General features: G+C 32.8%; 10 protein-coding genes. 3 read left to right on the top strand and 7 right to left on the bottom strand.

All coding sequences use genetic code 11. The annotated features are described in order from the left end of the window. Nucleotides 1–163: 163 nt before the first annotated feature. The 4 genes from K6T82_RS20905 to K6T82_RS20890 form a co-directional block, all read right to left on the bottom strand. Nucleotides 164–1,243, bottom strand: coding sequence for a glycosyltransferase (locus K6T82_RS20905; RefSeq protein WP_223710279.1), 1,080 nt, complete (start codon nt 1,241–1,243; stop codon nt 164–166). Nucleotides 1,244–1,769: 526 nt separating this feature from the next. Next, complete coding sequence (locus K6T82_RS20900; RefSeq protein WP_223710277.1) at nt 1,770–2,324, bottom strand: hypothetical protein; 555 nt, start codon at nt 2,322–2,324, stop codon at nt 1,770–1,772. Between the two features lie 63 nt (nt 2,325–2,387). Further along, nucleotides 2,388–5,819 (bottom strand): porin family protein, encoded by a 3,432-nt coding sequence (locus K6T82_RS20895; RefSeq protein WP_223710275.1) that lies wholly within the window; start codon nt 5,817–5,819, stop codon nt 2,388–2,390. 642 nt (nt 5,820–6,461) lie between these two features. Next, nucleotides 6,462–6,668 (bottom strand): hypothetical protein, encoded by a 207-nt coding sequence (locus tag K6T82_RS20890; RefSeq protein WP_223710273.1) that lies wholly within the window; start codon nt 6,666–6,668, stop codon nt 6,462–6,464. Nucleotides 6,669–6,815: 147 nt separating this feature from the next. Here K6T82_RS20890 and K6T82_RS20885 point away from each other — a divergent pair, with 147 nt between their 5' ends. After that, entirely contained in the window at nt 6,816–7,160 is a 345-nt protein-coding gene (locus K6T82_RS20885) for a helix-turn-helix transcriptional regulator (protein WP_223710271.1), read from the top strand. Between the two features lie 67 nt (nt 7,161–7,227). Here the strand turns inward: K6T82_RS20885 and K6T82_RS20880 are convergent, their stop codons facing one another. After that, on the bottom strand, nt 7,228–8,487 hold the full coding sequence (locus K6T82_RS20880) for an aspartate kinase (RefSeq protein WP_223710269.1): 1,260 nt from the start codon (nt 8,485–8,487) through the stop codon (nt 7,228–7,230). Between the two features lie 137 nt (nt 8,488–8,624). Then, nucleotides 8,625–9,113: a GNAT family N-acetyltransferase gene (locus K6T82_RS20875; protein WP_223710267.1), complete on the bottom strand. Its 489-nt coding sequence runs from the start codon at nt 9,111–9,113 to the stop codon at nt 8,625–8,627. Between the two features lie 262 nt (nt 9,114–9,375). Here K6T82_RS20875 and fbp point away from each other — a divergent pair, with 262 nt between their 5' ends. Continuing rightward, complete coding sequence (fbp, locus tag K6T82_RS20870; protein WP_223710265.1) at nt 9,376–10,383, top strand: class 1 fructose-bisphosphatase; 1,008 nt, start codon at nt 9,376–9,378, stop codon at nt 10,381–10,383. A 337-nt stretch (nt 10,384–10,720) separates the two neighbouring features. Here the strand turns inward: fbp and K6T82_RS20865 are convergent, their stop codons facing one another. After that, nucleotides 10,721–11,152, bottom strand: a complete 432-nt coding sequence (locus K6T82_RS20865; protein ID WP_223710263.1) for a tellurite resistance TerB family protein — start codon at nt 11,150–11,152, stop codon at nt 10,721–10,723. A gap of 167 nt (nt 11,153–11,319) precedes the next feature. Here K6T82_RS20865 and K6T82_RS20860 point away from each other — a divergent pair, with 167 nt between their 5' ends. Beyond that, a complete protein-coding gene (locus tag K6T82_RS20860; RefSeq protein ID WP_223710260.1) occupies nt 11,320–11,913 on the top strand; it encodes a HupE/UreJ family protein in 594 nt (197 codons plus the stop codon). Nucleotides 11,914–11,918: the final 5 nt, after the last annotated feature.

Raw genomic sequence — 11,918 nt, 5'->3', positions numbered from 1 at the left:
GACACAGATAAAACAGATTCGCTTTTGCGAAGACACAGATTTTATTTATTGTCTTTTCCTATAAAAAACCTCCAGTTAGAAGCTGGAGGTTTTTAATTTTATGTGAAAAAATCAGTTTTTATCCGTTTTTTTAAGATAGCAAATCCATGTCATCTGCGTGCAATCATGCAGTTTTGTCTTCAAAAACTTTAAATAAGGAATCCCAATCTATATCATTTTTAAATTGATTCAATCCTTTAAACGACTTTACTTTTGATAAATCTTCAATTTTGAAATCGTCTTGCAGAGCATACGGCACCAGATTTTCTTCTTGAAGTTTGATTGCTAAATATTCTTGTTCGTATTGTCCTGGAGTTGGAATAAAAAAGGCTTTTTTACCCAACTTCGCCAAATCCATTACAGTTGTATAACCAGATCGGCATAAAACAAATTCACTTTCGTTAAAAGTTTGTTCCAGTTGTTTGGAGTTCATGAAATTATAATAGGTAACATTTCCAATTTCCCATTTTTCTTGTGCTTTGTCAACAAGACCTTGCACAAAAACCACTTTGCCTGGAAATTTAGCCGCTTGTTCCTGAAGTTTTTCATCTAAAAAAGTACGCTGAGGTTCAGGTCCTGATAAAATAATCATAAGATCATATACTTTTGGAGTGTCCTTTTTCTTCATGCGACTCAACGGTCCGATATATTTTAGATTAAGATGGTTGTCTTTTAAATGACCTAAGTCTCCCGTAAGATTCACTTCGCCGTTTGTATCGGGAACCCAGCACTGATTGTATTTTTTAATAAAATACTGATGGCATTTACTTGTAAACCAAGTTGTGTTTCCTGTCATCACATTTAATTGATGTGTCATAAAAACAGAAGGTATTTTTTTGCTGAAAACTCCTAATCTATTATCAGAAATTATTCCATCAATACCATGTTTTTTAATCCAACCATTTACCATTTTTTTCTCGTCTAAAATGGCAGCGATCATTTTTGGAAGGTTTTTAATGAGCTTCCATTTAAAATTTTTACCATTCTTAGCATATTCAATATGATAAGAAGGCAGTTCTAAAGTTTGTATATAAGGAAATTCTTTTCGTAATAATGCCAATGCAACACCATCAGAAGCAATAATGGGAATGTAATTGTTTTCCTGAAGCGCCTTAATAATAGGAATACATCGGGTAGCATGGCCCAGACCCCAATTTAATGGAGCTACTAAAATAGTTTTATTCGCAGAATAATCAATACTCATTTTTTAACACATTTTAAAAACGAAGATAAAGAAATATGTTTTGGATGATATTTAGAGGGTATTACTAAATTATTAACTCTAGATTTTATAAAACACTAGAATTTTCGAGGGGTATTTTAAAAATAATTTAGTTTCTGTCAATAAGATTATCCCTATGTTAAGCGATTTTGATTTTTTGAAATGACCTTAATCAGGAAATTTGTGAGATTGTTTATAATAGAAATAATGAGCAGTCTGAAAAAAAGAAAACTTTCTGAGCGGTAAAACCCCAGCGGGGTGAAATATTTATAGAATTTCAATAAGATAAATAAACAAGCTCCAGCGGAGCGATATATACCAACATAGAAAAATGTCGCTCCGCTGGAGCTTAATATTTTGGATCGCTTTTTTCTATAAATATTTAGCTTCGCTGAAGCTTAAAAAAAAGGAGTTGTCCTTTTGAGACAGCTCCTTATGATTGGAATATTCTAAATATAGCCGAGAAGCTTAGCGCCTTAGCAACTTAGAACCTCAGAACCTAAAAACATTAATCCTGAATATAAGTTTTGTTACCGTTTTTATTGATATAGTATTTACCACCTCTCGGACCAGTATATACTTTTTTACCATTGTATTCTCCTGTAACTTTGTCCGGAACAGCAGGTGCTTTTTCGTTTGTTTCTTTTACAGTTTTTGTAGCAGATTTTTTTGCACTTGCGGCGTCTTTCTTAGCTGCGTCAGCTTTTGCAGTTGATTTTTTTGCGTCTGCTTTAGCTTTGTCTGCTGCTTTTGTTGCTTTGTCAGATTCTGCTGTTGCTTTTTTAGCGTCGGCTTTTGCTTTTGTCGCTTCTTTGTCAGCTGTTTTTTTAGCTTTATCTGCTGTTTCTTTTTTTGCTTTTGATGATGCTTCTTTGGCGTCATCTGCTGCTTTTTTCGATTTTGCCGCTTCTTTTTTTGCATCAGCCGAAGCTTTGTCTGCAGTCGATTTGGCTTTTTTAGCTGAGGTTTCTGTTTTGCTTTTAGCAGCTTTTGCAGTTGTTTCTTGGGCGTAGAAATTAGATGAGAAAACAACTATAAAACAGAACAATAATAATTTTTTCATAAGGTTATACGTTTAAATTTCAATTAAAATTAAACAATTTATGATCATCTTTTTCGCATCGCATTAAAAATATGCACGAAGTTGAATGTTTCCTGTGTGAATTGTATTTCCCGTTTCACTTTTACGTCCTTGATAATTTAAATTGACATCCAAAAATGTCGTAATGTTCTTTTGCAAAAGCAGTTTCCAAACCAGATTTGATCCCGCTTGAAGTCCTTCCAACATTTGAAAACCTACAGATGAAAATTCGTTTCCGTTAAATTTGTTTTCATAAAAAGAAAATTCTCCGTTTACGGTAACTTTCTTTTCACCCGCATAAGAAAAAGAAGTTCCAATTCTGTTTTGGTCTAAAGTTTCGAAATTCCCTATTTGGTTTTTCTTGTTTTGAAGTTCGTAAAAGAAATCAAGTTTAGTATTTTTGGAAAACAGATAACTCACTTTAGGTGCAATCTGCCATCCATTAATGTCGTAATTTTTTTCTACAAAATCTTTAGAAACCAAATCGGTTTTAATGGTTTTGGTGAATAAATTAAACAGCCAGCTTTTTTGATACAAATGGGTATATTGAAGTTGATGCGAATAATTCTGAACGTTTTGTGAACCAATAGAAAGCAGGCTTTTTCCTTTATTGATCAGGTACGAATAAGTGACAGAATGTTTTTGTCGTCCACGATTGTAAAATAAGCTGTTTCTGAAACTTGAGTTCAGTCCTAAGACATTTTCTTCGGAAGAGCTAAACGGATTAAGATCTAATTCGCCTTCGTTTCTAACCTTTCGATCTAAAATAAAAGAAGTTTGATTGTAAAAATAGGACAATACCTTTTTGTATCCTTTTTCATTTTGCCACTGTAGCGGATTCAAAGTCAAAGATTGAGAAAACTTATTCTGATTGGTTTTAATATAAACTTGATTGGGCAAAAAGATTCTAACATATCTTGCTTGGTCTTGATAAACGGCCACTTCAAACTCTTCCAATTCCTGAATTCCATTTCCATTATAATCATTCCAGGTGTAAACACCTTGTCCTGTCGGAACTTCTACATAAGTAAATTCCTGTTGGGCAATGGTTCCTGAACTGGTTTCATAAGTAGTTTCAATTTGCATCAGCTGATTGAAAAAACGATCATTATATAAAACCCTTGAATTTAAAGACGGTTCGTTTTTTCGGGTTTGATCTGTAAAATCCAAATTTCTATAACTGGCATAAACCGCCAAATCGGTTGTTTTGTTCTGAATTAGTTTTGACTTTAAATAATAAGTCTGTGAATTATTAACGTGCTGCAATAATCCGTTTTGCAAACTATCGTTGCGTCTTTGTAAATAACCAATTTCAACAAAAACTTTGGTACTATCTCCTCGTCCGGCAAAAACACCGTATTCTGAAAATCTCTGACTTAAAGTCGAAAACTGATTGGTAATCTTGTCCTTTTCCTGATTGTCTTCTAATTGCATACTTCCACCAATCCAGTTTTTGTCAAAATGATACTTGGTTCTGGTCTGATTTCTAATAAATTTTGAAGTAGACGTAGTAGCATCAGAATTCAAAAAACTGCCATTGTTTTCAATTGTCCAGTTTTTGAGTTTGAATAAAGCGCTTGTAGTATGTCTTGCGCCAGAATAGCTTTCGCTAAAATCTAGTTTCTCAAATTGATAGGTTAGTAAACCGATGTTTGAAGTTTTCTTTTTAGAAAATAAATCAAAATTAAAACCAGTTACCACAAGACTTTGATTGCCCAAAAGTGTTCCCGTTAAATTCCAATCACGGTTAAATTCGATATTATACAAACGTTCAACCGATTTAAAATCCTGCTGCACAAATTGATAATTAGCAAAAGCATCTAAAGTCCAGCTTCTAGAAAAAAGACGTTTTTTGAGTTTGGTTTTAAAAGCAATTCCTTCATTATTGGAATCATCAATTCCCGAAAATAAATTCTGATCGTTATTGCTAACCGCCAATTCAAAATCGACTAAAGTCTTTTCGTTCGGATTGTATTTTCCTAAGAAAGTTGCCACCTGAAGTTTTATCGGTGCAACAAGCTGTATTATTGGTTCGTAGTTTCCTTGTAAAACACCATCTATAGGTTCAACATATTGATAAATGCGTTCAACAGAATTATTGTTTTGAATGATATAGTTCCCAGCATTTGCGCCAACGAGACTGAATCTTACATTGTATAAAACGTCGGCAGGATTGTTGGAATATTCATAAACTTCAACCGAATTGATTATGGTCTTTTTGTATAATATTTTATTGTCGGCATATTTGTCTTCGTATGCCGATGGCGCTTTCATTAAGTTAGTATCATCGCCGGCCTGAGCTAGAATCTGAACTTGTTCGGGTGAAAGGTTTTGTTGTAACGGCTGATTTTTCATATCATTTTCGGAGTAAATGTAACCGCCAAAACTCCAGTTTTTGTTTTCGTGCGTGGCGCCCGCATAAGTCACCAGTCTATTGTAATTTCGTTCAGAATATTGGTATTCAATATTAATACGCATTTCTGAGTTTATCGGAAAAAGTGATGTAAAAACAATTTCACCCGCATTATAGTCAATTACATAATCGTTGTTCTCGCCACGTTTTAGTAAAACACCATTAACATAAACACGCTCAGAACCCGAAATAACAAGTACATACAATTCGCCATTTTGACCTTTTAATTTATAAGGTCCCTGATTTCCTTCCTGACCCGTAAAGGTACTTTTGGCGTACTGACCTTTTACAAAAGCAACAGATGCAAAAACATTGGTTTTACTTTTTTGAGTATCAAAATCAAAACTGGCAGAAATTCCTTGAACTTTTTTATTGAAACTTAAAAATTGTGTTTTCCTGTTTTCTAAAAAGACATCACCTGCGCGAATGTTCCAATCATCACTAAAAAGTTCCATGAAAATATTATCAAACTGATCCAGTTTTTGAGAATAACCACCATCCTGTAGCGGAATATTACTGTCCTGAAGGGAAGCTCTCAAACTTACTTTTTCGGAAATTTTGCCCGTAATCTGTAAATCTAAATTGGAATTTAAAACCGTACTCTGATTATTACCGATAGTAATGCCTCGAGTAATACTTCCGGAAGTATTTAAGCCATCAAAGGGAGTGACTTTTTTAGTATTGGCATTGTTGTCGATTCGGTACAATTTTTCGGTTCCAACATCGCTGGTTACAATTTGATCCGATTTGTAGAGGCTATATTCTTTGGTTAAGAAATCTGGATATTGTAGATAATTGACAATTAAAGTGTCTGAAGGCGACAGGAATTTTTCATTTAAAAGCAGAAAACCTTTTTGAAAATCGACTTTATAAAATGTCGAATCGATTGGTTCGTTTTTGGTATTTAAAAGCTGAAAAAATCCAGAGTTGATACTGACTTTTTCGAGTCGAATAGTATCTTTTGAAACTACTACTTTTTTGGTTTTGTACAGCGATTCCTTGTCCTGCGCTTGAACTGCAGAAAACCAGAAGAAAACCGTCAAAAACAGTAATTTTTTCAACATAAATACTTTAACTCTAAAAAGTCAAAAGTAGTATTTATAATTGGGAAAATTGGAAAGTGAATTTGGAGTTTTAAATTTATAAATTCTCCTGTTTCTCGACGTTTTTTTCTTTTTTAATTATTGCTATATAGTTTAAAAAAACGCCGATTCCACTTAGAAATGGTCCAATAGCTAATCGGAAATCGGAATAAGAAATGTCTTTTAGATCTTTTGTAAAAACAGGACTTAAAGTGATGCAGAGGAATGTAAAAATAAAAAGAAGAAGAATGATTGTAAAATTTTTTCGAGTCATCTTATAATTTTTAAAAATGGTTAAAATTATCTTTTTACACTTTCAGATATAATCATTAAAATCTGGATTAAAGCAACAGCAAGAAAAAACGATTTGGAATTGGCTACTGTCAAGGCATAATTTTTTTATCTTTCTTGTTTCCATAATTGTGTTTTGAATTTTAAGATTTAGTTTCTTTAAAGATTATATACAATAATAATATGTTCCATATTACAAGCATTATAAGTAAAAAATGAATCCAAATATTGTCTATTTGAAAAAGCAATTTCTCATTACTAAAAACTAATATTGAAGCAACAATGTTAAATGAAATTATAAACAATTTTGATCCCTTTTTCATAGTATTTGGGTTAAAAGCAACTAGAAGTTGCAGCTGAGTAAAATCCTCCAATAGCACCATCTGCAAATAGCAATCCGACACTTCCACCGATAGCAGATGCGGTACCCATAAACCCAATTCCGAATCCCATCAGAAAGCAATTTCTTCCTGTACTCCCAGCCATAACATTCTCCATTTCCTCTTTCGTTAATTTACCTTTATTATTAACAAGGCTCATTTTCTTCTATGATTGAATAATTAATAATACAGACAAAATTATATGAGATGTCTAAAAACTCTTAGTCGAAAATCGGTTATTAAAAACCTAAATTCGAATAATTGTAAAATAATTCTTATGTTTATATTTGTTTTTTAATTGTTAATTATGAATAAAATTGTAGGAGATAATCTAAAAGTTCTGAGAAAATCAAAAAATATGTCTCAAGAAGAGGCGGCAGATCATTTGCAAATTTCACAATCTGCTTATGCTCGGATGGAACGTGGAGAAAGTACTTCTTGGACGATTCATTTTAGTAAAATTTGTAAAATGTTTGCAATTACTCCAGAAGAGTTGATAAGAAAAGAAGTGGGAGATGCCGTTTATGAAAGTCTAATAAATAAAAGGGAAAATAAAGCACTCAGTTCTTACAGGAAGATAATAAAACAATATGAGTTACAAATTGAAGATCTTAAAGCGATTATAAGACATTTGAATAAAGGAACAAATTAAAAAGGCTTCATATTAAATGAAGCCCTTTTTTATAATTTGAATTAAATAATACCTTTTAAAAGCAATATTAACTTAATTCTTTAGTAACAATCTGCATGGTTTCGCGGCTAACTTGTTTCAATAAAACTTCTTTGTTAGCTTCAACGGTTTCTGCTGCCTCTTCTGTAAAGTGACGGATTGTATATAAAGTTACATTTTCGCTGTATTCTACTTTGAATTTTTTAGAAAGAATAGCATTCAATTCTGGGAAATTTCCAAATTTATCTTCCACGCAAACAGAGAAACTAATTGCAGAGTTCTGAATCAAGTTTACTTTGATTTTAAATTCGTGGAATAATCCAAAAATCTCACTGATGTTTTCTTCCATGATGAAAGAGAAATCAATAGAAGAAAGCGAAATTAAAAGCTGTTCTCTTTTTACAATAAAACATGGATATTGTGGTTCCAAGTCAACACCTTTAGAAACGCAAGTCCCTTTTAATAATGGATTCACAAAAGATTTTACATACAACGGAATTTCTTTTTTCTGTAAAGGTTGTAATGTTTTTGGGTGAATAACCGTTGCTCCATAAAATGCCAATTCGATTGCTTCACGATACGAAATCTGATTCAACAAACTTGCATTTTCAAAATAGCGTGGGTCGGCATTCATAACTCCAGGAACGTCTTTCCATATTGTTACACTTTCTGCGTTTAAGCAATAAGCAAAAATTCCCGCAGTATAATCAGAACCTTCACGGCCAAGAGTTGTTGTGAAATTATTTTCGTCTGCACCTAAGAAACCTTGTGTAATATTTAATTGTTTTCTTGGAACGTTTTTGCTGATATTTTGTTGAGTAGTTTCCCAATCTACTTCTGCATCTCTGTAGTTTGCATTGGTTTTAATGAAATTACGAACATCAAGCCATTGCGTCTGAATTCCCATGAAATTCATAAAATGACTTAAAATATTTGTAGAAATCAATTCACCAAAACTTACTACCTGATCATAAACGAAATTGTAATTCGGTGATTTGTTGTGTGCCAAGAAATATTCCAATTCGGCAAACTGTGCATTTACAGCTGCAAATACAGCATGATTTTCATCTTCAAACAAATCTAATAAAATCTGATTGTGATATTTTTTTATCTCCTGTACAGAAGAACTCAATTCTGTTGATTTTTCAAAATAATTCTTAATGACAACTTCAAGAGCATTTGTTGTTTTTCCCATAGCCGAAACTACAAGAATTACGTCTTCGTAACCTACTTTTTGTAAAACGTCGTACACGTTTTTAATTCCATCTGCATCTTTTACCGATGCTCCTCCAAATTTAAATACTCTCATTATTAATTTATAGATTTTAGATTTTTAGATTTCAGATTTGAGGCGAAATCTTGTTTTTGTTTTTTTTCTGCCACTAATTCCGCGAATTTTCACGAATTAATTGGTGTGAATTAGTGTAATTCGTGGCAAACTATTTTTTATAATTTTTCTAAGAACGAATTAATTCCATTTTCATCCATTTGCACAACTCTCCATTCCTCAAGGATTTTGGCACCTGAATTTTCATAGAATTTTACGGCTGGAGTATTCCAGTCTAAAACATTCCATTCAACTCTTCTAACATTGTCTCTTTTTCCTTGCTTCATAATTTCAGCATAAAGTGCAGAACCTAAACCAGTACCGCGCATTTTTTCTTTTATAATTAAATCTTCAAGGTGTATTGTTTTTCCTTTCCAAGTAGAATAGCGGTAATAATACAGCGCGATTCCAACAATTTCTTTCTGTTTTTCGTCATTTTCAATCTCTGCGACAAAAACGTGAAATAATGGTTTTTCTCCAAAACCGTCACGTATTAAATCTTCCTCTGTAATGACAACCGCTTCAGGTTCTTTTTCGAATATCGCCAGCTCCTGAATAAGTCCCAACACCGATTTCATGTCTTCAGGATTCCCTTTTCTAATATTCATAATCAATTCATTTTTACTTTTTGTCCTTTATAGTATCGCTTTGTCCTTTATCAGATTTGCACTTGCGATGTATAGAAGAAACAATTTTTTGTATTCTGTATTTTTAAGTATTTATTATCTAAAAAAGCATTTTTTTAGTTGTTGCTTTTCGCTGATTATTAGCAAATATACAATAGTAACAAACTAACAAAATAATTTTTGAATCATTCTCACAAAATAGACGATATTTGTGACTTAAAAACAAAACTATAACGATTTAGAAATGGAAGAACGCAATAAAACACTGGGAGAGTTTATTATTGAGAACCAAAAAGCATTTCAGTATTCTTCGGGAGAACTTTCTCGAATTATCAACTCTATTCGATTGGCAGCCAAGGTTGTGAATCACAAAGTAAACCAAGCTGGGCTTGTGGATATAATTGGCGCCGCCGGCGAACAAAATATTCAGGGAGAAGACCAGCAAAAATTAGATGTCTATGCCAACGAAGTATTTATCCAGACGTTAATAAACCGTGAGATTGTCTGTGGTATCGCTTCTGAAGAAAACGACGATTTTATTACAGTTCAGGGGAGCGACAACTGTCATAATAATAAGTACGTGATCTTAATGGATCCGCTAGACGGATCTTCAAACATTGATGTAAATGTTTCTGTTGGAACTATTTTTTCTGTTTTTAGAAGAATTACTCCAATCGGAACTCCGGTAACAAGCGAGGATTTTTTACAACCGGGAATCAATCAAGTGGCAGCAGGCTATGTAATTTATGGAACTTCGACGATGTTGGTATACACAACTGGACATGGTGTAAATGGTTTTACGTTAAATCCGGCTATCGGTACATTTTATCTTTCACATCCAAATATGACGTTTCCTAAAGAAGGAAATATCTATTCGGTAAACGAAGGAAATTATGTTCATTTTCCGCAGGGAGTAAAAAATTATATTAAATACTGCCAGGAAGAAAAAGAAAACAGACCTTATACTTCTAGATATATTGGAAGTTTGGTAGCCGATTTTCATCGAAATATGATTAAAGGTGGAGTGTATATTTATCCAACAAGTTCAAAAGCGCCAAAAGGAAAATTACGTTTGTTATACGAATGTAACCCAATGGCATTTTTAGCAGAACAAGCAGGAGGAAAAGCAACAGACGGTTTTGGAAGAATTATGGAAATTCAACCAACAGAACTGCACGAGAGAGTTCCTTTTTTCTGCGGAAGCTATAATATGGTAGAAAAAGCTGAGGAGTTTATGGCGGAGGCTAATTGAGTTTTCAGTCGCAGTCTCAGTTTTCAGGCTAAGCTATAAAAACAAACCCGACAGGTTTTAAAACCTGTCGGGTTTTTCATTTGATGTAAACACGATTTATTGGTCTAATTTCTAATCGATATCACAAACTGGACTTCAGTCCAGTTGGTTGTGATGATTAATTGTTGATGGCTGGATGGTGCGATTGTTAATGATTGTCCGGTTTGGATAGATGTGTAAATATAAAAACAAACCCGACAGATTATTTAAAATCTGTCGGGCTTTTTGTTCTTTATAAAATCTCAATTTCAAAGCATCCAACATAAACTGAAAACTGCCACTGAGACCGAAAACTTTTTTATTTGTTCATATTCTCCATTTCAAACAAGAAAGTATCCAAATCTACTTTTTTGTCTACTAAAGAAAGTGCTTTTGCGACAATGTAATTAACGTTTCCTGGAGTAAATCCTAAAGCTAATCCCATACGTCTTAGCATTACTTCTTGTAAATCTCCTAAATGGTGGTCAACGTGAACCATTCTTGCTAAATCGTATAAACGTTCTAGACGTTGAGTATATAAATAAGGAGGATTTATCGGGTGTTTCCAAGGATCTGAAAGGATTTCTTTATATTCCTCTTCAGAAATCTGTAATGTTGAAGCAATTTTATTCAGGAATTCTTGTTCTTCCTGGCTTATTTTTCCGTCAGCAAAAGCTACACGCACAATTGCAGAGAAATGACCTCTGTTTCTTTGTTTGAATTCGTTATCAAATAATTCTGAAAATGGCATAATTAATTAGTTTTTAAACAACAAATATAATCCTATTTTTAAATTTTTGATTTTAAATTTCTCATAAAATTTAACTTATTTTTCATGAAGGATTTGGGTTCATAAAAGTTTAATTCTGAAAATAAATCGTAAGTTTACAACCCCTAATTATAAATTAAAGTATACCTATGTCACAATTTTGGATTTATTTTCAAATAGGATTAAAACACGTTTTAGATATCAATGCTTACGATCACGTTCTTTTTTTAATCGCTTTAACCGTTCCGTATTTATTTAAAGATTGGAAAAAGATTTTTCTTTTGGTTTCCATTTTTACAATCGGTCATACACTGGCTTTGATTCTTTCTGTTTACGGAATTATTGCGATAAAAGTAAATATTGTTGAGTTTCTAATTCCGATTACAATTTTAGTGACAGCGCTGTATCATTTGTTTACTGCTGGAAAAACCTCAAAAGATTCTGGCGTAAATTTGGTGTTTTTTATAACGCTATTCTTTGGAATTATTCATGGTTTAGGATTTTCTAATTATTTCAAAACAATTTTAGGAGGTTCTGCAACCTCAAAATTATTACCTTTGGGAGAATTCGCCTTAGGAATTGAAGCTGCTCAGCTAGTTGTGGTTTTCGTTGTTTTGGTAATTTCATATATAGTGCAGACCGTTTTTCGTTTTTCAAAACGCGACTGGGCACTTGTAATGTCGGCTTTTATTATTGGAGTTGTAGTTCCGATGATTATCGAAAGCCCAATTTGGAACAGATAAATTAA

Source organism: Flavobacterium potami (assembly GCF_020026915.1).
GTDB classification, from domain to species: Bacteria; Bacteroidota; Bacteroidia; order Flavobacteriales; family Flavobacteriaceae; genus Flavobacterium; species Flavobacterium potami.
Note: the sequence above shows the minus strand (reverse complement) of the source record. Positions and strands in the feature narration are given on the sequence as shown.